Raw genomic sequence first — 23,667 nt, 5'->3', positions numbered from 1 at the left:
GCGCCATTATACGACAACTTTCGTCCTGCTTTCTCTGTCTCTGGATCATACAAACCCAAAAATGAAAACGCCACGCAAAGGCGTGGCGTTTTTGGCTTTTTTTACCTTACGAGCGCTTCATCATATCGAAGAAGTCATCATTCGTCTTGGTCATCGCCAGCTTGTTAATGAGGAATTCCATCGCGTCGATCTCACCCATCGGATGAATAATTTTGCGCAGGATCCACATTTTCTGCAGCTCTTCCTGAGTGGTGAGCAGCTCTTCTTTACGAGTACCGGAACGGTTGTAATCGATAGCCGGGAAGACGCGTTTTTCGGCAATCTTACGAGAGAGGTGCAGCTCCATGTTACCGGTGCCTTTAAACTCTTCGTAGATAACTTCGTCCATTTTGGAACCGGTGTCGATCAGCGCCGTAGCGATGATGGTCAGGCTACCGCCCTCTTCGACGTTACGTGCCGCACCGAAGAAACGCTTCGGACGATGCAGGGCGTTGGCGTCCACACCACCAGTCAGGACTTTACCGGAAGCCGGTACCACGGTGTTGTAGGCACGCGCCAGACGGGTAATGGAGTCGAGCAGGATGATAACGTCTTTCTTGTGTTCAACCAGACGTTTCGCTTTCTCGATAACCATCTCTGCGACCTGGACGTGACGGGATGCCGGCTCGTCAAAGGTGGAAGCAACCACTTCACCTTTCACCAGACGCTGCATCTCGGTCACTTCTTCCGGACGTTCGTCGATCAGCAGCACCATCAGCACGCAGTCTGGATGGTTGTATGCGATGCTCTGCGCGATATTCTGCAGCAGCATGGTTTTACCGGCTTTCGGCGGCGCGACGATCAGGCCACGCTGGCCGCGGCCAATCGGTGAAGCCAGATCCAGTACGCGAGCGGTTAAGTCTTCGGTAGAACCGTTACCACGCTCCATCCGCAGACGAGAATTCGCATGCAGCGGCGTTAAGTTCTCGAACAGGATCTTGTTGCGCGCGTTTTCCGGCTTGTCGTAGTTAACTTCATTAACTTTCAACAGTGCAAAGTAACGCTCACCCTCTTTCGGAGGACGAATCTTACCGGAAATGGTGTCACCAGTGCGGAGGTTGAAACGGCGGATTTGGCTGGGGGATACGTAGATGTCGTCAGGGCCGGCGAGGTAGGAGCTGTCTGCGGAACGGAGGAATCCAAATCCATCCTGCAGTATCTCCAGTACGCCGTCGCCAAAGATATCTTCGCCACTCTTTGAATGCTGCTTGAGGATGGCAAAAATAATATCCTGCTTACGCATACGAGCCAGGTTTTCCAGCCCCATATTTTCGCCGAGAGTAATCAGCTCAGAAACCGGCGTATTCTTTAATTCGGTAAGATTCATAGTGGTGTGGGTTCTTAAACTCGGGGTAAATCTCGAACTTAATGTTGTGAATGGTATGGCAGGAACATCCATGCCTGTTAGCGGCTTCATCTCGTGTCTGTACGTTGCCTGGTCACAGGAAAGAACGCAGAACTGAAACGACAAGACGGAATGAGTGATAAGCCCGGAATTATTAGCCTCACGCGCATAGTCTGCGGGACGCTTTGGGTAAAACAAGATTCAAACAATAGGTATGTTTAAAACGAAGTCTGTGAATTAACTTAGCACGACTCCAGCCGGGCGTCCAGAGTTCCGCAAAAAATAGGAATCTGGACGCCGGACCAGCAATTCGCTTACGCCAGGTTGGCGTCGAGGAACTCTTTCAGCTGACCCTTGGACAGTGCGCCAACTTTAGTGGCCGCCACTTCGCCGTTTTTGAACAGCAGCAGGGTTGGGATACCGCGAATGCCGTATTTCGGCGCGGTGCCCGGGTTCTGGTCGATGTTCAGCTTAGCTACGGTCAGTTTGCCCTGATACTCTTCAGCGATCTCATCCAGAATCGGGGCGATCATTTTGCACGGACCACACCACTCTGCCCAGAAATCGACGAGGGTCAGCCCGTCAGCCTTGAGTACGTCCGTGTCAAAACTGTCGTCAGTCAGGTGAATAATTTTATCGCTCATATTTAACTCCACAGGAATAAGCCTGGTGTGTTGGTGTCGTAGCCATCAACGACGTGCTGCGGCCACGTTATGCACGCTATTCTTCAGGATACCTCAATTCTCTGAGCTGCCAACTGGCGCGATCCATCATGGACCCGCCCTTTGACGCCAGGGTCACCCGAACGCGAACTGCATGCTGCAGATTTATCGCTCCCGACTCGCTTAGTAGTCTAAGCTATCCTGGATTCGTTCAGTTACCGTAGACGTACCTTGAATAATTTCGTACACCGCCAACGAAAGGTTGACGTTATTTCACCGGATACGCTTTCTTAATGCAATAGTTAGCTGATATTCTACCACACTATGAGCAAAACACATTTAACAGAACAGAAGTTTTCCGACTTCGCCCTGCACCCGGCAGTCATTGAAGCCCTTGAAAAGAAAGGGTTTCATAATTGCACACCCATTCAGGCCCTCGCCCTTCCGCTGACGCTGGAAGGCCGCGATGTCGCCGGGCAGGCGCAAACCGGTACCGGTAAAACGATGGCGTTCCTGACGTCAACGTTTCATTATCTTCTCTCTCACCCGGCTATCGCCGATCGCCAGGTTAACCAACCGCGCGCGCTGATTATGGCGCCGACGCGTGAACTGGCGGTACAGATCCACGCGGATGCTGAACCGCTGGCGCAGGCCACGGGTCTGAAGCTGGGTCTGGCTTACGGCGGCGACGGCTACGATAAACAGCTGAAAGTGCTGGAAAGCGGTGTCGATATTCTGATCGGTACCACCGGTCGTCTGATCGATTACGCGAAACAGAACTACATTAACCTCAGCGCCATTCAGGTCGTCGTGCTGGACGAAGCCGATCGCATGTACGATCTCGGCTTTATTAAAGATATCCGCTGGCTGTTCCGTCGTATGCCACCGGCGACGCAGCGCCTGAACATGCTGTTCTCCGCGACCCTTTCTTATCGCGTTCGCGAACTGGCGTTCGAGCAGATGAACAACGCCGAATATGTCGAAGTGGAGCCGGAACAGAAAACGGGCCACCGTATTAAAGAAGAGTTGTTCTACCCTTCCAACGAAGAAAAAATGCGCCTGCTGCAGACGCTTCTGGAAGAAGAGTGGCCCGATCGCGCCATCATCTTCGCCAACACCAAGCACCGTTGTGAAGATATCTGGGGTCATCTCGCCGCTGACGGTCATCGCGTAGGTCTGCTGACCGGCGACGTAGCGCAGAAAAAACGCCTGCGTATTCTCGACGAATTTACTCGTGGCGATCTCGATATTCTGGTCGCAACTGACGTTGCTGCTCGCGGCTTACATATTCCGGCCGTGACCCACGTCTTTAACTACGATCTACCGGATGACTGCGAAGATTACGTTCACCGCATCGGTCGTACCGGGCGCGCAGGCGCCAGCGGCAACTCCATCAGCCTCGCCTGTGAAGAGTATGCGCTGAATCTGCCGGCTATCGAAACCTATATTGGTCACTCGATTCCGGTCAGTAAGTACAACCCGGACGCGCTGATGACCGACCTGCCTAAGCCGCTGCGCCTGACCCGTGCGCGCCCAGGCAACGGCCCACGCCGCAACGGCCCACCGCGCAATCGTCGTCGTTCAGGTTAAGAAATCTATGTCATACGCTCAATCATTCAGAATCGGCCAGGGCAACCTTCCCCTGGCAACCTGCTCAGTGATGTGGATCGGGCACAAGTGCCCCGCCGACCAGGGAGCATTCTGAACGATGAAGAGTATGAGCTCCACCTCGCTATATGCCGCCATTGATTTGGGCTCCAACAGTTTCCATATGTTGGTGGTGCGCGAGGTGGCGGGCAGCATCCAGACGCTGAGCCGTATTAAGCGTAAGGTTCGTCTGGCCGCCGGTCTGAATAGTGATAACACGCTCTCCGCAGAAGCGATGGAGCGCGGCTGGCAGTGCTTACGCCTGTTTGCCGAACGCCTGCAGGATATTCCGCCGACGCAAATCCGCGTCGTGGCCACCGCCACGCTGCGTCTTGCCGTCAATGCGGGGGAGTTTCTGGCGAAAGCACAGGAGATCCTCGGCACGCCAGTGCAGGTAATCAGTGGCGAAGAAGAAGCGCGTCTGATTTACCAGGGTGTCGCCCACACCACCGGCGGCGCCGATCAGCGTCTGGTAGTCGATATCGGCGGTGCCAGCACCGAGCTGGTGACTGGCACCGGCGCGCAAACGACCTCGCTGTTCAGCCTCTCGATGGGCTGTGTAACCTGGCTTGAACGCTATTTCGCCGACCGTAGCCTGACGAAAGAGAATTTCGATCTCGCCGAAGCGGCCGCGCGTGAGGTGTTATTGCCGGTCGCCGATGTGCTGCGTTATCACGGATGGAAAGTGTGCGTCGGCGCCTCCGGTACCGTGCAGGCTCTACAGGAAATTATGATGGCGCAGGGGATGGATGAACGAATCACCCTCGCCAAACTCCAGCAGCTTAAACAGCGCGCTATCCAGTGCGGACGCCTTGAAGAGCTGGAGATCGAAGGCTTAACCCTTGAGCGGGCGCTGGTGTTTCCGAGCGGACTCGCGATCCTTATCGCCATCTTCAGCGAACTGAATATTCAGTGTATGACCCTGGCGGGCGGCGCGTTACGTGAAGGTCTGGTGTACGGCATGCTACATCTCTCTGTCGAACAGGACATTCGCAGCCGCACCCTGCGCAATATTCAGCGCCGTTTTATGATCGACACCGAGCAGGCCCAGCGTGTCGCCAGTCTGGCCAGCCATCTGCTCAGTCAGCTGGGTGGCAGCTGGGAGCTGGATCCGCTGAGCCGCGATTTACTCCTCAGCGCCTGCTCGCTGCATGAAATTGGGCTGAGTGTGGATTTCAAGCGCGCGCCGCAGCACGCAGCCTATCTGGTCAATAACCTCGACCTGCCCGGCTTTACCCCGGCGCAGAAGAAGTTGATTGCTACGCTGCTGCTGAATCAGACCAACGCCATCGACCTGTCTTCACTTCATCAGCAAAACGCGGTCCCGCCGCGTGTGGCCGAACATTTGTGTCGCCTGCTGCGACTGGCGATCCTGTTTGCCAGCCGACGGCGCGACGATTTGTTGCCGGCGATTCAGTTAGCCGCTCACGACGACCAGTTGACGCTGACGCTGCCGGAAAATTGGCTGGCTGAACATCCGCTGGGCCGGGAAATGGTCGATCAGGAGTGTCTGTGGCAAAGCTACGTCCACTGGACGCTACGGGTCACCAGCGGCGATACGCCAAGATAATATCCAGCCAGGAGGGCGGATGCGGGAAGAACTGGATTTCAAATCGCTACGCTTTTTCTCCGCACTCTACCGGTTAGGCAATGTTTCGCCGGCGGCAGACGCGCTGAATATCAGCCAGCCCACGGGTAGTCTGCTGCTAAAAAAACTGCGTGACCATTTTGCTGACCCGCTGTTTGTCCGGGTAGGACAGCGGATGATACCGACGCCGCGAGCGGACGCGATCGCCCCGACTATATTTACCCTTCTCCAGCTTGCCGATAACGATTTGTCCATCAAACCTGAGTTTCTTCCCCAGCAGAGCCAGCGAAACTTTACGATCGGTATGACCGATATCAGTCAAATGACGCTGTTGCCTTTGCTGCAAATTGCGCTCCAGCAGCAGTCAGCGGATGGGATCACTTTTACAGTGCAGAATCTGGATGAGCAGACGCTCAGCGCTCTCGAATCCGGGAAGTGTGATCTCGCGATAGGCTATCTGACGCAGCTTCCGGATAGCGTCTACCAGCAGCATCTCTTCGATCAATCGTATGTCTGTCTGGCGGCGGAAAATCACCCGCGCATTCGAACCCAGCTCCGTGCCGAAGACTGGCGGCAGGAAAAACATCTGGCGATCCGCGTAGTGGGTACTGCCCACGGCGATATGGATAAGCGGCTTGATGAGCACAGTATGCCCCGGCGGATCGCGCTCACGCTACCGAGCTTTTTAGGTACCGGCGAGCTGGTGGCCGAAAGCGACATGATTGCCGTCGTCCCGGAACAGGTGGCGCGGCATATCACCCGACGCTATCCCTGCCGCAGCTGGCCGCTGCCTTTTCCCCTTGCGGGGATCGCCATCCGTCAGGTCTGGCATCAGCGGCTGCACCGCGATCCCGGGCATATCTGGCTACGCACGCTGATCGCCACGCTTGCCGATCCCGCTCAGCAGAGCGGATCTATTATGATCTAAACCGCGAAATATACCGCTGTATTAGTTTTACTGATAATCCCTATTACGTTTGGTTTATTGCTGGCAATACGTGAAAGCTTTTATTCTCCTTGCATCAAGCCATACTGACAAATATCGCAAGGAATATATCATGCGCGGAAAAATCGCTTTAGAAGAACACGTCTCCACTCCTGAAAATAACCGTCTGTGGGATTCAACCGGTGAAGCCGGCCGTAACGGTACAGAATATATGAAAGACGTTGAGCGCCGCCTGCTGGATCGCAGCATTCAGCTGGAAGAAATGGCGCAGCGTCATATTGACCATGTCATTCTTTCTCTAACTTCACCTGGCGCGCAATCTATTTTAGACAAAGCCAAAGCCGTTTCTTTTGCTCGTGATACTAACGATTTTATCGTTGAGAATTATGTGAAGCCAAATCCGGATAAATTTAGCGCTTTCGCCACCCTGGCCTTGCAAAACCCGGAAGCGGCGGCGGAAGAACTGGAGCGTGCGGTAAAAAAACTGGGCATGAAAGGCGCGCTGATTAACGGCTATACCAACGTCAAAGATAGCGAACACGGCCTGTATCTTGATGACGAATCGATGCTGGTGTTCTGGGATAAGGTCAACGAGTTGAACGTACCGGTGTACCTGCATCCTCGCGAACCGCTGGAAGGGCCAGCGCGCGGTATCTACACCGGTTACGAAAGCCTGATCGGCTCCGCGTGGGGCTTTGCGCAGGAAACGGCTGTTCATGCTATCCGTCTGATGATGAGTGGTTTGTTCGATCGTTATCCTAATCTCAATCTGGTGCTGGGCCACCTCGGCGAAGGGCTGGTTCATATGCTGCCGCGTACTCAGCACCGCCTCTATCGTCAGCGTTTCGGCTGCGGTCTGGGTAAAGCGGAAAAACCGTTAATGCACTACCTGCAGAATAATTTCATCGTCACCACCAGCGGTCATTTTAATACTCACTCGCTGAATAATGCCATTGAAGTGATGGGCGCGGATCGCGTGATGTTCTCCGTCGATTATCCATATGAAGATATTCATCAGGCCTGTGACTGGTTTGATCCGTTAGAAATGGAGTCGGAGCTGAAAGATAAAATTGCCTGGGGCAATGCCAGCCGCGTCTTTAACATTAAGTAATATTAAAGACAGACTTCAGGGCCTGAATATTCAGGCCCTGATTTTTATTAGGGAGAATAAATGATGGCAATAGGTATATTTGTCTGTAGCGGCTCGCTTCTCGTCGGTGCGCTGGCTGGCGCCTCGCTGAATCGCTTTATTCCGGAACACTTCAAGAAAACCTTGCCGCTAATTGCCGGTCTGATCTCCATCAGCATGGGCATCCACTTTGTCAATAAATTGCATAATCTGCCACCCATTGCCCTGGCCATTATTGTCGGCACGATTATTGGCGGCCTGCTGGATATTGAGAAGTGGATTGAGCGGGCGGGCACCAAACTGCGCACGCCCATCGAGCGTATTTTTCCAGCTCAAAACAACGCAGGCGTAGAAGCCGAGGACTTTATGAACCAGTTTATCGCGGTGCTGATCCTGTTCTGCGCCAGCGGTACCGGTATTTTTGGCGCCCTAACCGAAGGGATGACCGGCGACCCGACCATTCTGCTGACCAAGTCGATACTCGACTTTTTCACCGCCGCCATTTTTGCTTCCACGCTAGGCTACATCATCACTACGATTTTTATTCCTCAGCTGATCATCTTCGTGATTCTGTTCTTCGCCGCCACGTTTATTATGACGTTGATAAACCCATCGATGATCGCTGATTTCACTGCCTGCGGCGGCATCATTATGCTGGCGACCGGTTTTCGGCTTTGTGGTATTCGCCATTTCCCCACCGCCAACATGCTGCCCTCACTGCTGCTGGTAATGCCCTTCTCCGCCGCCTGGCAGCAGTTTGTTGCCTGAGGCGTTAGCCTTTTTTCGCCTTCGCCAGCATCGCTTTAATATTCGCGACGTTGGCCTGGCCTTTATGCATACGTTCTTCCGCAGAGATGACTTTTCGCTCCTGCTCCCATATCAGATCGTCCTGCGGGAGCTCGAGCAGGAAACGGCTTGGCTCCGGGCGCACCAGCTCACCATACTGCCGGCGTTCCTTGCACAACGTAAAGGTCAGCTCTTTTTGCGCACGGGTGATGCCGACGTAGGCTAACCGGCGCTCTTCATCGACGTTATCTTCATCGATGCTGCTCTGGTGCGGCAGCAATCCCTCTTCCATTCCCACCAGGTAAACATACGGGAACTCCAGCCCTTTTGAGGCATGGAGGGTCATCAGCTGCACCTGATCGAGCTCTTCATCCGATTCGCCGCGCTCCATCATGTCGCGCAGGGTAAAGCGGGTGACCACCTGCGTTAGGGTCATCGGCTCATCGATTTCGCTGCCTTCCAGCATCTCGGTCATCCAGGTAAACAGCTGGTTGACGTTTTTCATTCGCATTTCCGCGGCTTTCGGGCTGGGCGAGGTTTCATACAGCCAGGATTCGTAGTCGATCCCGCGAATCAAATCGCGCACGGCGGCAACGGGCTCGCGTTCGGTCAGCTGCTGAATTTCCCGCAGCCAGTGGGTAAAGCGCGTGAGGGATTCGTAGCCGCGCCCGGTCAGCGTCTGGCTTAACCCCATGTCAAAGCTGGCGGTGAATAAGCCTTTATTGCGGCTCATCGCCCACTCACCCAGCTTTTGCAATGTCGCCGGACCAATCTCGCGCTTCGGCGTATTAACGATGCGCAGGAAGGCGCTGTCGTCATCCGGATTGGTCAGTACGCGCAGATAGGCCAGCAGGTCTTTAATTTCCGGACGTGAGAAGAACGAGGTGCCGCCGGAGATTTTGTATGGAATGCGGTTCTGCATCAGCATCTTTTCAAAGACCCGCGACTGGTGGTTGCCGCGGTAAAGGATCGCGTAGTCTTTGTAGTTAGTTTTATTAATAAAGTGGTGGGCGATCAGTTCCCCGGCCACGCGCTCTGCTTCATGATCTTCATTGTTGGCGGAGAGTACTTTCAGCTCAGTACCGTAGCCAAGTTCTGAAAACAGCCGCTTTTCAAAGACGTGCGGATTATTAGCGATCAAAATGTTAGCGGCTTTCAGAATACGCCCGGAGGAGCGGTAGTTCTGTTCAAGCTTGATCACCTGCAGCGCCGGGAAATCCTGGCTGAGCAGCACCAGGTTCTGCGGTCGCGCGCCGCGCCACGAGTAGATCGACTGGTCATCGTCACCCACCACGGTAAAACGCGCGCGCTGTCCCACCAGTAGCTTCACCAGTTCATACTGGCTGGTGTTGGTATCCTGATACTCATCCACCAGCAGGTAACGGATCTTGTTCTGCCAGCGTTCGCGCACCTCTTCATTACGCTGCAGCAGCAGCGTCGGCAACAGGATCAGATCGTCAAAATCGAGGACGTTGCAGGCCTTCATATGGGCATCGTACAGCCCATAGCAGTGCGCGAAGATGCGGTCCCGTTCGCCTTTCGCGCCAGCCGCCGCCTGCGCCGGGGTTTTCAGATCGTTTTTCCAGTTGGAGATCGTCGAGATCAGCTGCTGCAACACCACTTTGTCATCTTCGATCAACCCTTCGGTGAGCTCTTTCAGCAGCGCGACCTGGTCAGTATCATCGAACAAGGAAAAGTTAGATTTCATTCCCAGCGCGGCGTATTCACGTTTGATGATATCCAGGCCCAGGGTGTGGAAGGTGGAGATCATCAGCCCGCGCGCCTCTTTGCGCCCCAGCGTTTGCCCGACGCGCTCTTTCATTTCGCGCGCGGCCTTGTTGGTGAAGGTGACGGCCGCGATATGGCGCGCCTGATAACCGCAGCCGCGGATCAGGTGGGCGATTTTATTCGTAATAACGCGGGTCTTACCGGAACCGGCGCCCGCCAGCACCAGGCACGGTCCGGTAACGAATTCGACGGCTTGTTGTTGGCCAGGGTTTAAACGCATGGGAATATTGCTCAATCTTCGAACGGGGTGTGGATTGTAGCAGAAAGCGAGGCCGAGATTTACCGGCTGATGGTAAAGTGTCAGCCACGCAATTCATCCTGAGGATCTGGTAATGGCAAAAAGCGCAGCGGCCCTGCATATTCTGGTCAAAGAAGAAAAACTGGCGCATGAGATCCTCGCCAAACTGGAACGAGGCATCAGCTTCGATCATCTGGCGAAGCGTTACTCAAAGTGTCCGTCCGGACGTCATGGCGGTGATTTAGGCGAATTCCCGCAGGGGACGATGGTCGGCCCGTTTGATCAAGCCGTCTTCAGCTGTCCGCTGCTTAAACCCTATGGCCCGGTGAAAACCAAATTCGGCTACCATATCATCAAGGTGCTGTATCGCCGCTAGCGCGTGCTACTATGGCGCCCTGATTTATCCCAACTCACTCAAGGCGCAATCATGGCTAAAACCGCGGCAGCACTGCACATCCTGGTAAAAGAAGAGAAACTGGCGCTCGATCTGCTCGAGCAGCTCAAAAACGGCGCCGACTTCGGCAAGCTGGCAAAGAAACACTCCATTTGCCCGTCAGGCAAACGCGGCGGCGATCTGGGTGAGTTCCGCCAGGGCCAGATGGTACCGGCCTTCGATAAAGTGGTCTTCTCCTGCCCGGAACTGGAGCCAACCGGCCCGCTGCATACCCAGTTCGGCTACCACATCATCAAAGTGCTATACCGGAAATAATAAAAAACCCGGGGATCTTAATCTCCGGGTTTTTGCCTGATGGCGCTTCGCTTATCAGGCCGACTAAACAAATCCATTCCTCTATGGATTTCGGCTGGCCGGAAGGCGGCAAGGAAGTACATCCCCAGGAACATAGATTCCTATGTGACTGGGGTGTACGTACCGTAGCCAACGCATCGGCAAGTCGAAAGACGACGAGGAATTAGCCGGCTACCGCGATACGTTTCATATCAGTCATATAACCGCGCAGTTTCTTACCCACCTGCTCGATAGCGTGGCTGCGAATCGCTTCGTTCACGTCACGCAGCTGAGCGTTATCTACCGCGCCTTCAGCAATCGCTTTGCCCAGGTCGCCGGTCTGCAGGGTAGTCATAAACTCTTTCAGCAGCGGTACGCAAGCGTAAGAGAACAGGTAGTTACCGTACTCTGCGGTATCAGAGATAACCACGTTCATTTCATACAAACGCTTACGGGCGATAGTGTTCGCGATCAGCGGCAGCTCGTGCAGTGATTCATAGTAAGCGGACTCTTCGATGATGCCGGAATCAACCATGGTTTCGAACGCCAGCTCAACGCCCGCTTTCACCATCGCGATCATCAGAACGCCTTTATCGAAGTACTCCTGCTCGCCGATTTTGCCTTCATACTGCGGGGCGGTTTCGAAGGCGGTTTTGCCGGTCTCTTCACGCCAGGTCAGCAGTTTCTTATCATCGTTCGCCCAGTCCGCCATCATACCGGAGGAGAATTCGCCGGAGATGATGTCATCCATGTGTTTCTGGAACAGCGGCGCCATGATCTCTTTCAGCTGTTCGGACAGCGCATAAGCGCGCAGTTTCGCCGGATTAGACAGGCGATCCATCATCAGCGTGATGCCGCCTTGTTTCAGCGCTTCGGTGATGGTTTCCCAGCCGAACTGAATCAGTTTTTCCGCATACGCCGGGTCGGTACCTTCCGCCACCAGCTTGTCGAAGCACAGCAGCGAACCCGCCTGCAGCATGCCGCAGAGGATGGTCTGCTCACCCATCAGGTCAGATTTCACTTCCGCCACGAAGGAGGATTCCAGAACACCCGCGCGATGGCCGCCGGTCGCCGCTGCCCAGGCTTTGGCAATGGCCATGCCTTCGCCTTTCGGATCGTTTTCCGGGTGTACGGCGATAAGCGTCGGCACGCCGAAACCGCGTTTGTACTCTTCACGAACTTCGGTACCCGGGCACTTCGGCGCCACCATCACCACGGTGATGTCTTTGCGGATCTGCTCGCCCACTTCAACGATGTTGAAGCCGTGGGAGTAACCCAGCGCCGCGCCGTCTTTCATCAGCGGCTGTACGGAACGCACAACGTCAGAGTGCTGTTTGTCCGGCGTCAGGTTAACCACCAGGTCGGCCTGCGGGATCAGCTCTTCATAGGTACCGACTTTGAAGCCGTTTTCGGTCGCTTTACGCCAGGAAGCGCGCTTCTCGGCAATCGCTTCTTTACGCAACGCATAGGAGATATCCAGGCCGGAATCACGCATGTTCAGACCCTGGTTCAGGCCCTGCGCGCCACAGCCGACGATGACTACTTTTTTACCCTGAAGATAGCTTGCGCCATCGGCAAATTCATCGCGCCCCATAAAGCGGCATTTGCCCAGCTGTGCCAGCTGCTGGCGCAGATTCAGTGTGTTGAAGTAGTTAGCCATGGTGATACCTCGTGATGTTGTGTTGTCGTGCTTATTGTTCGGTTCGCTTTTGCGAGAATGAACTTACTATATGACAGGAATTTTATTGCGGAAATTGATATATTCACAACGTCACGTTGCAATTTATGAAACACAAAATCGGGGAGTATGCGCCGTGGATTTACGCGATCTGAAAACCTTTCTGCATCTGGCGGAAAGCCGCCATTTTGGCCGCAGCGCGCGGGCCATGCACGTCAGTCCTTCTACCCTTTCGCGGCAGATCCAACGCCTGGAAGAGGACCTCGGCCAGCCGCTGTTCGTGCGTGATAATCGCACGGTGACGCTCACCGAAGCCGGGGAAGAGCTACGCACCTTTGCCCAGCAGACCTTACTGCAGTATCAGCAGCTTCGCCACGCCATCGATCAGCAGGGACCTTCGCTCTCCGGTGAGCTGCATATCTTCTGCTCTGTCACCGCCGCTTATAGCCATCTGCCGCCGATCCTCGATCGCTTTCGCGCTGCGCATCCTTCGGTGGAGATCAAGCTCTCGACCGGCGACGCCGCTGATGCCATGGAGAAGGTCGTCACCGGCGAAGCCGACCTGGCGATTGCCGGTAAACCAGAGACCCTGCCGGGATCGGTGGCGTTTTCGATGCTGGAGAACCTCGCCGTGGTGTTAATTGCCCCGGCCCTTCCCTGCCCGGTGCGTAACCAGGTGACCGTTGAGCGTCCGGACTGGTCGACAGTGCCGTTTATCATGGCTGACCAGGGGCCGGTACGTCGGCGCATCGAGCTGTGGTTTCGACGGCATAAAATCAGCAACCCGTCGATCTACGCCACCGTCGGGGGCCACGAAGCGATGGTGTCGATGGTCGCCCTCGGCTGCGGCGTGGCGCTGCTACCGGAGGTGGTACTGGAAAACAGCCCGGAACCAGTACGCAACCGGGTGATGATTCTGGAGCGCAGCGATGAGCAAACCCCGTTTGAGCTGGGCGTTTGCGCACAAAAAAAGCGGCTGCATGAGCCGCTTATTGATGCTTTCTGGAAAATCCTGCCTAACCACTAGCCCGCGAGAAAAAAGCGGAATGCCGGGTTATGGGTTTCGTCGTGGCACTCATAGCCCAGCTCGTTAAGACGGGTTTCAAAGTCCGGCTCGTGCTCGCCCAGCTCGAAGGCCGCTAACACCCGACCATAGTCGGTGCCGTGGCTACGGTAGTGGAACAGCGAAATATTCCAGTGGGTGCCAAGGGTGTGCAGGAACTTCAGCAGCGCCCCCGGCGATTCAGGGAACTCGAAGCTGAACAGACGTTCCTGCAGCGCTTTTGACGGCCGGCCGCCGACCATATAGCGCACATGGAGCTTGGCCATTTCGTCATCGGAAAGGTCAACGACGCTGTACCCGCCGTCGTTCAGTAACTGGAGGATCTCTTTCCGCTCCTCCAGCCCGCGACTCAGGCGTACCCCGACAAAAATGCAGGCGTCTTTGGCATCGGCAAAGCGGTAGTTGAACTCCGTCACCGAGCGCCCGCCCAGCAGCTGGCAAAACTTCAGAAAGCTGCCCTTCTCTTCCGGGATCGTCACCGCCAGCAGCGCTTCGCGTTGTTCCCCGAGCTCGCAGCGCTCAGACACGTAGCGCAGGCCGTGGAAGTTAACGTTGGCACCGGACAGGATATGAGCCAGTCGCTCGCCGCGAATATTGTGCTGGGCGACATATTTCTTCATCCCCGCCAGCGCCAGCGCGCCGGAAGGCTCCGCCACCGCCCGCACATCTTCGAACAGATCTTTCATCGCCGCGCAAATAGCGTCGCTGTCGACGGTGATGATGTCGTCCAGATACTCCTGGCACAAACGGAAGGTTTCATCGCCGATGCGTTTGACCGCCACGCCTTCAGCAAACAAACCGACGCGCGGCAGATCCACCGGATGACCGGCATCCAGCGCCGCTTTCAGACATGCCGAGTCTTCCGCTTCTACCGCTATCACTTTAATCTGCGGCATCAGCTGCTTGATCAGCACCGCCACGCCCGCCGCCAGACCGCCGCCGCCCACCGGAACGAACACACGATCGATGTGAGCATCCTGCTGCAGCAGCTCCAGCGCCAAGGTTCCCTGACCGGCGATCACCATCGGGTGATCGAACGGCGGCACCCAGGTAAAGCCCTGCTGCTGCGCCAGCTCAATCGCTCTCGCCTTCGCTTCGTCAAAGTTGGCGCCATGCAGCAGCACTTCGCCGCCAAAGCCGCGAACGGCATCGACTTTGATATCCGCGGTTGCCACCGGCATCACGATCAGCGCCTTAACCCCAAGCCGGGAGGCTGAGAATGCCACTCCCTGCGCATGGTTGCCTGCCGATGCCGTGATCACCCCATTCGATTTCTGTTCCGCCGTCAGGCTGGACATCATCGCGTAGGCGCCCCGCAGCTTAAAGCTGTGTACCGGCTGGCGATCTTCGCGTTTGACCAGAATAACGTTATCCAGTCGCGAAGAGAGCTTGTCCATTTTTTGCAGCGGCGTTTTCTGCACCGCTTCATAAACCGGCGCGCGCAGCACTGCTCTCAGGTATTCGGCGCCCTCAGGGGCACCGGACAGGGGTTGTGAGTCCGCCATAATTAGCCACCCAGTTTTGATTTATCGCGCACCGCGCCTTTGTCGGCGCTGGTCGCGAGGCTGGCATAAGCGCGCAGCGCAAAGGAGACCTGGCGCTCGCGGTCTTTCGGCGTCCACGCCTTATCGCCACGCGCTTCCTGCGCTTCGCGACGGGCGGCGATTTCTGCATCGCTCAGCTGCAGCTGGATACCGCGGTTCGGGATATCGATAGCAATCATGTCGCCATCTTCGATGATCGCAATGTTGCCGCCGCTCGCCGCTTCCGGCGATACGTGGCCAATGGAAAGCCCGGAGGTGCCGCCGGAGAAACGACCATCGGTGATCAGCGCACACGCTTTACCAAGCCCCATAGACTTCAGGAAGGTGGTCGGATAGAGCATCTCCTGCATCCCCGGCCCGCCTTTCGGCCCTTCATAGCGGATAACCACGACGTCGCCTGCCACCACTTTACCACCGAGGATGGCATCAACCGCTTCGTCCTGGCTTTCATAAACTTTCGCCGGGCCGGTAAATTTCAGGATGCTATCGTCCACGCCAGCGGTTTTCACGATACAGCCATTTTCGGCAAAGTTACCGTACAGCACTGCCAGTCCGCCGTCTTTACTGTAGGCATGTTCCAGAGAACGGATACATCCCTCGGCGCGATCGTCATCCAGCGTATCCCAGCGGCAATCCTGCGAGAACGCCTGGGTGGTACGGATCCCCGCCGGGCCGGCGCGGAACATTTTTTTGACCGCGTCGTCCTGGGTCAGCATCACATCGTACTGTTCCAGGGTCTGCGGCAGCGTCAGGCCAAGGACGTTTTTGACATCGCGGTTGAGTAAACCGGCGCGGTCCAGTTCGCCCAGAATGCCCAGCACGCCACCAGCGCGGTGCACGTCTTCCATGTGGTATTTCTGTGTACTCGGCGCCACTTTACACAACTGCGGAACCTTGCGGGAGAGCTTATCGATATCGCTCATGGTGAAGTCGATTTCGGCTTCCTGCGCCGCCGCCAGCAGGTGCAGAACGGTGTTGGTTGAACCGCCCATCGCGATATCGAGGGTCATGGCGTTTTCAAATGCTGCCTTGCTGGCGATATTGCGCGGCAAGGCGGAAGCATCATCCTGCTCGTAGTAGCGTTTGGTCAGCTCTACGATACGTTTACCGGCGTTCAGGAACAGCTCCTTACGATCGGCGTGGGTCGCCAGCAGAGAGCCGTTACCCGGCTGTGACAGGCCCAGCGCTTCGGTCAGGCAGTTCATGGAGTTCGCTGTGAACATCCCGGAACAGGAGCCGCAGGTCGGACAAGCGGAACGTTCCACCTGGTTACTCTGTTCGTCGGACACTTTCGGATCCGCCCCCTGGATCATCGCATCCACCAGGTCGAGCTTGATGATTTTATCTGACAGCTTGGTCTTCCCGGCTTCCATTGGGCCACCGGAAACAAAGATCACCGGAATGTTCAGGCGCAGAGAGGCCATCAGCATCCCCGGGGTGATTTTGTCGCAGTTGGAGATACAGACCATGGCATCGGCGCAGTGGGCATTAACCATGTACTCGACCGAGTCGGCGATCAGCTCACGGGATGGCAGTGAATAGAGCATACCCCCGTGGCCCATGGCGATGCCATCATCCACCGCGATGGTGTTAAATTCTTTGGCGACACCGCCTGCCGCTTCAATCTGCTCGGCAACCAGTTTGCCGAGATCGCGCAGGTGCACGTGCCCGGGGACAAACTGGGTAAAGGAGTTGACGACGGCGATAATCGGTTTGCCGAAATCGGCATCGGTCATTCCGGTTGCGCGCCACAACGCGCGGGCGCCCGCCATGTTGCGGCCATGTGTGGTGGTGGCGGAACGGTACTTAGGCATGCTCTTTTTACTCCCATCTCTGTTTATTAAATGGGACGGTGCGTGCCGTCCCATTTTTAATTACTTACTTACCGGATCCAACCAGCCCCATTTATCTTCTGTTTCACCGGTGAAGAGGCCAAAGAAGGCTTCCTGAATGCGTTTGGTCACCGGCCCGCGGCGGCCTGCGCCAACCTGGATACCGTCAACACTGCGTACCGGGGTGATTTCCGCCGCGGTGCCGGACATGAAGACTTCATCTGCCAGGTACAGCGATTCACGGGACAGCACCTGCTCGCGCACTTCGATGCCGAGCTCTTTCGCCAGCTTGATGATCGCGTCGCGGGTAATGCCCGGTAGCGCGGAAGAGGTAAACGGCGGAGTAAACAGCACGCCATCTTTTACCTCAAACAGGTTTTCGCCTGCACCTTCAGAGATATAGCCGTTAACATCCAACGCGATACCTTCCTGATAACCGTGACGACGCGCTTCACTGCCGACCAGCAGAGAGGAGAGATAGTTGCCGCCCGCTTTCGCCGCGGTTGGGATGGTGTTCGGCGCCGCGCGGTTCCAGGAAGAAACCATCGCATCGATCCCCTGCTCCAGCGCTTCTGCGCCGAGGTAGGCTCCCCACGGGAACGCCGCGATGATAACGTCGGTTTTGTAACCGTCCGGCGGGTTAACGCCCATGCCAACATCGCCAACAAACACCAGCGGACGAATATAAGCGCTGGTCAGTTTATTGGTACGGATAACTTCGCGGCAGGCTTCCATCAGCTCATCAACACTCTGCGAGACCGGGAAACGATAAATTTTGGCTGAGTCATGCAGACGCTGCATATGTTCGCGATGACGGAACACCACCGGGCCTTTGTGCGAGTCGTAGCAGCGGATGCCTTCGAATACCGAAGTACCGTAGTGCAACGCATGGGACATGACGTGCACTTTCGCCTCGCCCCATGGGGTCATCTCGCCATTGAACCAAATGTAATCAGCTTTCTTCGTCGTCATTTTTTTTATTCCTCTGCGCTCAGGCGCGGATTTGTTGTGATGTGGGTTGCTGGATCTCGACGCAGGCAACATCGACCAGTTTACTTAATTGGCTAAACAGTAATTCGACGGGCCGCGGGCTGGCAACGGTCAATTCGATATTTATATTTTGCGCATCTGGCGCGGTTTCCATGTTCATTGAGCAGATTTGAAAACCACGGTGGCGGACAACGCGCAGCACGCGCTCTAAGGTTTCCGGATTGAAACGCGCCTGCAAAGCGACCTGATGTTGCGTCATGATAATTTCTCCAGCATTTCTGCATTACTGGCGCCGGGCGGCACCAACGGCCAGACATTCTCAAGTTCGTCGATTGAGACATGAAGCAGGTATGGCCCCTGGCTCGAAAGCATGGTGTCGAGTGCCGCTTCAACCTGGTCTTTACGGGTGATGTGTTGGCCAGGAATACCGAAGGCGCTGGCCAGCGTGAGGAAATCAGGATTATCAGTCAGAGTGGTTTCGCTATAACGTTCCTGGAAAAACAGCTGCTGCCATTGTCGAACCATCCCTAACCGCTGGTTGTCGAGTAACACGATCTTCAACGGTAACTGCTTGCGTTTGACGGTGCCCAGCTCCTGCACGTTCATCATGAAGGAACCGTCACCGGAGATACAGATTACCGTATCGTCCGGGCGCGCCACCTGGGCGCCAACAGCGGCCGGCAGGCCAAAGCCCATCGTGCCTAAGCCGCTGGAGGTGATAAAGTTTTCCGGACGGGTATAGGTCATATGTTGAGCCGACCACATCTGGTGCTGGCCTACGTCGGTTGTCACAACGCTGTCCGCCGGCTTACGGTCGGAAAGCTGCTTCAGCAGCAGCGGCGCGTAGATCGCCTCGCCGGGATGATCGTAACGCCAGGCGTGCTCGGTACGCAGTGCGGCATTATGCTCGCGCCAGGCATCGATAGCTAACGGCTGCTGCAGCGCCGGCAGCAAGCGGTTCAAATCGCCGGTCAGACCGATGTGCGCCTGACGCAGCTTGTTCAGTTCCGCCGGATCGATGTCCATGTGGATCACTTTGGCATGCGGAGCGAAGGTATTGAGCTTACCGGTCACACGATCGTCAAAGCGCGCGCCGACAGCGATTAGCAGATCGCACTCCTGTACCGCCAGGTTGGCCGCCTTAGTGCCGTGCATGCCCAGCATACCGAGATAATACGGATAATCTGCGGCCACCACGCCCAACCCTTTCAGCGTGCAGGTTGCCGGCATTCGGGTCACCGCCAGGAATTCACGCAAAGCCGGTACCGCCTGCGCCATACCCACCCCACCGCCAACATACAGCATCGGTTTCTGTGACTGAGCCAGCATCTGCAGAGCCTGAGCAACCTCCGCCTGCGGGAACGCCATCTCATCGTCAACGGTAGAGAAATGAGGATCAAGCTCGCCCTGCGCCATCTGAATATCCTTAGGGATATCAACCAGCACCGGGCCCGGACGGCCTGAGTTTGCCACCTGGAAAGCTTCAGCGATAACCCGCGGCAGCTCATCCAGAGACTGCACGAGGAAACTGTGCTTAGTACAGGCCAGTGACAAACCGAGAACGTCTACTTCCTGGAACGCATCCGTGCCGATGAAGGGAGCGGCCACCTGGCCGGTGATAGCGACAATGGGGATGGAATCAAGCAGGGCGTCCGCCAGGCCAGTGATCAGGTTGGTCGCGCCCGGGCCGGACGTCGCTATGCACACCCCGGTTTTCCCGGTCGCTCGCGCATAGCCAATGGCCGCCATGGCTGCCCCTTGCTCATGCCGACACAGCAGGTGCTCCACGCCGCCGTCATACAGTGCATCGTAAACCGGCATAATTGCGCCACCCGGATAGCCAAAAACTGTGTCGACTCCCTGTGTCCGCAAAGCATGTACCACCCACTGCGCGCCATTCATAGTTAGTTCCCCGTCATAAATCGGGAGAAACAGAATTTTATGCTAAAAGTCATCATCTGCTCCTCGCTTAGGTTATTTCAGTTATAAAAAAACCCCCGGACCTTTCGGTGCGGGGGTCTTAGTTCGTTAAGGCTTGATTCTTAAGCCTTTCCTCGTCCAAGTGCAGCCCCGCACGGTGGGATAATAATCACCACCACGCTAATCACGACCAGGCTAATCACTCGTAGAAGGGCTGTCATTTTCTGTACTTTCTGGCTTCTTGTTCGAAGGAATACCTAAAGAGGTACCACAGACATCACATAAAACACAAGATTTTTTTATATTTTCGTTTCTGAGCAGCCTAACAGTTTCAGGAAAAATAATTGTTTTATATGAAGAAAATCAGAAATGAAAAAAATTCAGTTTTCTTTCACGCTGTACGCTCAGCGCCAATCTCTGTTTCGGATGCACCACGTTTTTCGATCACGTTTCCATTTTCGGCTAAATGTAACGAGATGGCGTGAAAATAATGGATTTCTGCTTCTAACTTCGTGTTATTGCCGCTGCCGTTTCACGGCAGGCTCGTCATAATCCGTCTCTGTACAGGAGGTTTTATGTCGCTCGCCATCGTTTATACACGCGCGGCGCTCGGTATCGAAGCGCCATTGATTACTATCGAGGTTCATCTCAGCAGCGGTCTGCCTGGCTTGACCATGGTCGGGCTACCGGAGACCACCGTGAAAGAGGCCCGCGACCGGGTACGCAGCGCCTTGATCAACAGCGGCTACGCTTTCCCTGCGAAGAAAATAACCATTAACCTGGCACCCGCGGATCTGCCTAAAGAGGGTGGACGATACGACCTTCCCATCGCTCTCGCGCTTCTCGTCGCCTCAGAGCAGCTCAACACAACCCGATTGAATCAATATGAGTTTGTGGGCGAACTCGCCCTTACAGGCGGCTTACGTGGCGTTCCTGGGGCGATCCCCAGCGCAATGGAAGCCATTAAAGCCGGCCGGCGCATTGTCGTCTCCTCTGACAATGCGGCTGAGGTGGGTCTGATCGGCGGCAGCGATTGCCTGGTCGCCGACCATCTGCAGCAGGTGTGCGCGTTTCTCGCGGGGCAAGCATCGCTTTCACCGCCTCTCGCCGAAGTGCCCGCCGTTGATGAACGCTGCGAAGATCTGCGAGATGTTATCGGCCAGCAACAGGGCAAACGGGCGCTGGAGATTGTGGCGGCCGGTGGCCACAATCTGCTCCTGATTGGCCCACCAGGCACCGGCAAAACCATGCTTGCCAGCCGGCTCCCCGGCCTTTTGCCGCCATTAAGCAATCAGGAAGCGCTGGAGAGCACGGCCATTCAAAGTCTGGTCAACCCCCACACCGCAAAGACCCGGTGGCGTCAGAGGCCGTTCCGCGCCCCTCACCATAGCGCCTCGCTGGCAGCGATGGTGGGCGGGGGCTCAATACCCGCCCCTGGCGAGATTTCACTGGCCCATAATGGCGTGCTATTTCTTGATGAGCTACCGGAGTTTGAGCGGCGGGTGCTGGATGCGCTACGTGAGCCCATTGAGTCAGGCAAGATCCACATATCACGATCGCGCGCCAAAATTGACTATCCGGCGCGCTTTCAGCTTATCGCAGCAATGAACCCAAGCCCGACCGGGCATTATCAGGGTAAACATAATCGCGCGTCGCCTGAGCAGACATTGCGCTACCTTGGGCGCCTGTCTGGCCCTTTTCTCGACCGTTTCGATCTCTCCTTAGAGATCCCGCTGCCACCGCCGGGGATACTGAGCCAGGGCATACGAGGTGAAGAATCGAGTGCGACAGTCCGTCAGCGTGTGCTGGCGGCGCGTGAACGTCAAATGCTCAGGCAAAATAAGCTGAATGCGCATCTTGAGAATCGTGAAATGAAGAGCTGCTGCCACTTGCGGCAGGATGATGCTGTCTGGCTGGAACAGACGCTAACTCACCTGGGGCTTTCTATACGGGCCTGGCAGCGTCTGTTAAAAGTGGCAAGAACCATTGCCGATCTGGCAGAGGCTGAAGAGATTGAACGCCACCATTTGCAGGAGGCGCTTAGCTATCGGGCAATAGATCGGATGCTTAGCCATCTGCAGAAAATGATGGCGTAAAAAAAGGGCTTACGCCCTTTTCTTAGTCATCGCTTTCGGTGTAATCGTCAGCGCCTTCCATCTGCGGTTTGCCGCCGGAAAGAGTATGGAAACGCTTCGGCCGCTTGATGCGTGCCATATACTTAATCCATACGCGTTCTGCTTCCGTTACCGGCTCACGTTCACCACGGCACACCGAGACAAATTGTTTTTCATCATCGGTAACAGGTTCGCGTTTACCCAGTTCCAGTTCATTAAAGGCATAACCATGACGTTCCAGCAGTTGCGCCTCTTTGATGGTGAAATCACCATGACGGGAGAACCCGCGTGGATAATTTTTATTGTCGAAAAAACGATTAGTCGTCGTAAAGCTTTCCGCCATCCTACACGCTCCTGATTCTTTGGCCGAGCTATTTATGGCGCGGAGTATTAGTTACGCTTGACAGAGCGTCAAACAAAACATTTAAATCATGACGACAAATAATTTTGTGGAGAACGGTGTGGATACGGAATTGCTCAAGACTTTCCTGGAAGTGAGCAGAACTCGTCACTTTGGGCGGGCAGCAGAGGCACTTTACCTGACGCAGTCAGCGGTCAGCTTTCGTATTCGTCAGCTGGAGAATCAACTTGGCGTGAACCTGTTCACCCGCCATCGTAATAACATTCGTCTGACGACCGCCGGAGAAAAGCTCCTGCCCTACGCCGAAACGTTGATGAACACCTGGCAGGCCGCGCGCAAGGAGGTCGCTCACTCTTCGCGACATAACGAATTCTCCATCGGTGCCAGCGCGTCGCTGTGGGAATGTCTGCTGAACAGCTGGCTGGGGACTCTCTACAAAGATCCCTATAACCTGCAATTCGAGGCGCGGATCGCCCAACGTCAGTCATTAGTTAAACAGTTGCATGAACGCCAGCTCGATCTCCTGATCACAACTGAATCACCGAAGATGGATGAATTAAGCTGCCAGTTGCTGGGTAATTTCACCCTGGCGCTCTATTGTGCCGCATCAGGGAAAAATAAGAATGATTTGAACTACCTGCGTCTGGAATGGGGGCCGGATTTCCAGCAAAACGAAGTGGGGCTGATTGGTAGCGATGATGTGCCACTGTTGACAACGAGCTCCGCAGAACTGGCTTATCAGCAACTCAGTACCTTGAATGGCTGTAGCTGGTTACCCGTCAGTTGGGCGCAGCAGAAAAGCGGTCTACATACGGTGACCGATAGCGCGACACTCTCACGTCCTCTGTATGCCATTTGGCTACAAAATAGCGATAAACAAGCGCATATTCGCGAGATCCTGAAAAGCAGCATACTGGAATAAAGATCTGACTCCATGGATGGAGTGACCAAAGCGGGGGAAGGCAGAGGAATGGACGAAATGACAAACAAAAAAAATCCTTTGCCGAAGCAAAGGATTATATATGGCAGGGGCGGAGAGACTCGAACTCGCGACACCCGGTTTTGGAGACCGGTGCTCTACCAACTGAGCTACGCCCCTAAATCTTTCTCGCTATTAAGCCCGCTAACATAGCAGGCTTAATTTTAATAAGTGGCGGAACGGACGGGACTCGAACCCGCGACCCCCTGCGTGACAGGCAGGTATTCTAACCGACTGAACTACCGCTCCACCGAATTTCTTCGCTTTATTACCACCGGTTGTCACCCCGGC

General features: G+C 55.5%; 23 protein-coding genes and 2 tRNA genes. 10 read left to right on the top strand and 15 right to left on the bottom strand.

Features of this window, described 5'->3' with window-relative positions:
• Positions 1-106: 106 nt before the first annotated feature.
• From rho to trxA, 3 genes are all read right to left on the bottom strand, one after another.
• Complete coding sequence (rho, locus tag CWM53_RS16590; protein ID WP_002883293.1) at positions 107-1,366, bottom strand: transcription termination factor Rho; 1,260 nt, start codon at positions 1,364-1,366, stop codon at positions 107-109.
• 86 nt (positions 1,367-1,452) lie between these two features.
• On the bottom strand, positions 1,453-1,554 hold the full coding sequence (locus tag CWM53_RS32390) for a rho operon leader peptide (RefSeq protein ID WP_049245627.1): 102 nt from the start codon (positions 1,552-1,554) through the stop codon (positions 1,453-1,455).
• Between the two features lie 144 nt (positions 1,555-1,698).
• Positions 1,699-2,028: a thioredoxin TrxA gene (gene trxA, locus CWM53_RS16580; RefSeq protein ID WP_002883224.1), complete on the bottom strand. Its 330-nt coding sequence runs from the start codon at positions 2,026-2,028 to the stop codon at positions 1,699-1,701.
• Positions 2,029-2,370: 342 nt separating this feature from the next.
• Here trxA and rhlB point away from each other — a divergent pair, with 342 nt between their 5' ends.
• The 5 genes from rhlB (at position 2,371) to CWM53_RS16550 (ending at position 8,124) form a co-directional block, all read left to right on the top strand.
• Entirely contained in the window at positions 2,371-3,636 is a 1,266-nt protein-coding gene (rhlB, locus tag CWM53_RS16575) for an ATP-dependent RNA helicase RhlB (protein WP_074387418.1), read from the top strand.
• 118 nt (positions 3,637-3,754) lie between these two features.
• The gene (gene gppA, locus CWM53_RS16565) at positions 3,755-5,263 is read left to right on the top strand and encodes a guanosine-5'-triphosphate,3'-diphosphate diphosphatase (RefSeq protein ID WP_165785093.1); all 1,509 of its coding nucleotides are present in this window, start codon (positions 3,755-3,757) and stop codon (positions 5,261-5,263) included.
• Positions 5,264-5,282: 19 nt separating this feature from the next.
• Positions 5,283-6,209 (top strand): LysR family transcriptional regulator, encoded by a 927-nt coding sequence (locus CWM53_RS16560; RefSeq protein WP_074387420.1) that lies wholly within the window; start codon positions 5,283-5,285, stop codon positions 6,207-6,209.
• Between the two features lie 130 nt (positions 6,210-6,339).
• On the top strand, positions 6,340-7,338 hold the full coding sequence (locus tag CWM53_RS16555; RefSeq protein ID WP_074387421.1) for an amidohydrolase family protein: 999 nt from the start codon (positions 6,340-6,342) through the stop codon (positions 7,336-7,338).
• 63 nt (positions 7,339-7,401) lie between these two features.
• Positions 7,402-8,124 carry a DUF554 domain-containing protein gene (locus tag CWM53_RS16550; protein WP_074387426.1) on the top strand — a complete coding sequence of 241 codons (723 nt, stop codon included), beginning with the start codon at positions 7,402-7,404 and terminating at the stop codon, positions 8,122-8,124.
• Between the two features lie 4 nt (positions 8,125-8,128).
• On the opposite strand, the gene rep is transcribed toward CWM53_RS16550, so the two are convergent.
• Complete coding sequence (gene rep, locus CWM53_RS16545; RefSeq protein ID WP_012543251.1) at positions 8,129-10,150, bottom strand: DNA helicase Rep; 2,022 nt, start codon at positions 10,148-10,150, stop codon at positions 8,129-8,131.
• Between the two features lie 112 nt (positions 10,151-10,262).
• On the opposite strand from rep, the gene ppiC (CWM53_RS16540) reads away from it, so the two are divergent.
• A complete protein-coding gene (gene ppiC, locus CWM53_RS16540; RefSeq protein ID WP_008807974.1) occupies positions 10,263-10,544 on the top strand; it encodes a peptidylprolyl isomerase PpiC in 282 nt (93 codons plus the stop codon).
• A gap of 51 nt (positions 10,545-10,595) precedes the next feature.
• Entirely contained in the window at positions 10,596-10,877 is a 282-nt protein-coding gene (gene ppiC / locus CWM53_RS16535) for a peptidylprolyl isomerase PpiC (RefSeq protein WP_002883180.1), read from the top strand.
• A 202-nt stretch (positions 10,878-11,079) separates the two neighbouring features.
• Here ppiC (CWM53_RS16535) and ilvC read toward each other — a convergent pair whose 3' ends face one another.
• Positions 11,080-12,555, bottom strand: coding sequence for a ketol-acid reductoisomerase (gene ilvC / locus CWM53_RS16530; protein WP_008807976.1), 1,476 nt, complete (start codon positions 12,553-12,555; stop codon positions 11,080-11,082).
• Between the two features lie 154 nt (positions 12,556-12,709).
• Here ilvC and ilvY point away from each other — a divergent pair, with 154 nt between their 5' ends.
• A complete protein-coding gene (gene ilvY, locus CWM53_RS16525; protein WP_012543253.1) occupies positions 12,710-13,600 on the top strand; it encodes an HTH-type transcriptional activator IlvY in 891 nt (296 codons plus the stop codon).
• Here the strand turns inward: ilvY and ilvA are convergent.
• The 7 genes from ilvA to ilvL form a co-directional block, all read right to left on the bottom strand.
• Positions 13,597-15,141 (bottom strand): threonine ammonia-lyase, biosynthetic, encoded by a 1,545-nt coding sequence (gene ilvA / locus CWM53_RS16520; RefSeq protein ID WP_061156215.1) that lies wholly within the window; start codon positions 15,139-15,141, stop codon positions 13,597-13,599. The genes ilvY and ilvA overlap by 4 nt on opposite strands.
• A gap of 2 nt (positions 15,142-15,143) precedes the next feature.
• On the bottom strand, positions 15,144-16,994 hold the full coding sequence (gene ilvD, locus CWM53_RS16515; RefSeq protein ID WP_061156216.1) for a dihydroxy-acid dehydratase: 1,851 nt from the start codon (positions 16,992-16,994) through the stop codon (positions 15,144-15,146).
• A gap of 60 nt (positions 16,995-17,054) precedes the next feature.
• Positions 17,055-17,984, bottom strand: coding sequence for a branched-chain amino acid transaminase (locus CWM53_RS16510; RefSeq protein WP_049163149.1), 930 nt, complete (start codon positions 17,982-17,984; stop codon positions 17,055-17,057).
• Between the two features lie 19 nt (positions 17,985-18,003).
• Entirely contained in the window at positions 18,004-18,261 is a 258-nt protein-coding gene (gene ilvM / locus CWM53_RS16505) for an acetolactate synthase 2 small subunit (RefSeq protein ID WP_074387422.1), read from the bottom strand.
• Positions 18,258-19,904, bottom strand: coding sequence for an acetolactate synthase 2 catalytic subunit (gene ilvG, locus CWM53_RS16500; RefSeq protein WP_008807982.1), 1,647 nt, complete (start codon positions 19,902-19,904; stop codon positions 18,258-18,260). Before ilvG ends, ilvM begins: the two co-directional genes overlap by 4 nt.
• Positions 19,905-19,906: 2 nt before the next feature.
• Entirely contained in the window at positions 19,907-19,957 is a 51-nt protein-coding gene (gene ilvX, locus CWM53_RS32385) for a peptide IlvX (protein ID WP_175426296.1), read from the bottom strand.
• An 87-nt stretch (positions 19,958-20,044) separates the two neighbouring features.
• Positions 20,045-20,143, bottom strand: coding sequence for an ilv operon leader peptide (gene ilvL, locus CWM53_RS16495; protein ID WP_001311244.1), 99 nt, complete (start codon positions 20,141-20,143; stop codon positions 20,045-20,047).
• Between the two features lie 354 nt (positions 20,144-20,497).
• On the opposite strand from ilvL, the gene CWM53_RS16490 reads away from it, so the two are divergent.
• Positions 20,498-22,018 carry a YifB family Mg chelatase-like AAA ATPase gene (locus CWM53_RS16490; RefSeq protein WP_100632169.1) on the top strand — a complete coding sequence of 507 codons (1,521 nt, stop codon included), beginning with the start codon at positions 20,498-20,500 and terminating at the stop codon, positions 22,016-22,018.
• A 22-nt stretch (positions 22,019-22,040) separates the two neighbouring features.
• Here the strand turns inward: CWM53_RS16490 and CWM53_RS16485 are convergent, their stop codons facing one another.
• Positions 22,041-22,379: a DUF413 domain-containing protein gene (locus CWM53_RS16485; RefSeq protein ID WP_004886877.1), complete on the bottom strand. Its 339-nt coding sequence runs from the start codon at positions 22,377-22,379 to the stop codon at positions 22,041-22,043.
• A 118-nt stretch (positions 22,380-22,497) separates the two neighbouring features.
• Here CWM53_RS16485 and hdfR point away from each other — a divergent pair, with 118 nt between their 5' ends.
• Positions 22,498-23,319 carry an HTH-type transcriptional regulator HdfR gene (gene hdfR / locus CWM53_RS16480; protein WP_100730507.1) on the top strand — a complete coding sequence of 274 codons (822 nt, stop codon included), beginning with the start codon at positions 22,498-22,500 and terminating at the stop codon, positions 23,317-23,319.
• Positions 23,320-23,420: 101 nt separating this feature from the next.
• Here hdfR and CWM53_RS16475 read toward each other — a convergent pair.
• Both CWM53_RS16475 and CWM53_RS16470 read right to left on the bottom strand, forming a co-directional pair.
• Positions 23,421-23,496, bottom strand: a tRNA-Trp gene (locus tag CWM53_RS16475).
• A 52-nt stretch (positions 23,497-23,548) separates the two neighbouring features.
• Positions 23,549-23,625: transfer RNA gene (locus tag CWM53_RS16470), tRNA-Asp, on the bottom strand.
• Between the last annotated feature and the right edge of the window lie 42 nt (positions 23,626-23,667).

Origin of the sequence: Klebsiella sp. A-Nf5 (assembly GCF_002810545.1) — a bacterium.
In the GTDB taxonomy this organism is placed as follows: Bacteria; Pseudomonadota; Gammaproteobacteria; order Enterobacterales; family Enterobacteriaceae; genus Klebsiella; species Klebsiella variicola.
Note: the sequence above shows the minus strand (reverse complement) of the source record. Positions and strands in the feature narration are given on the sequence as shown.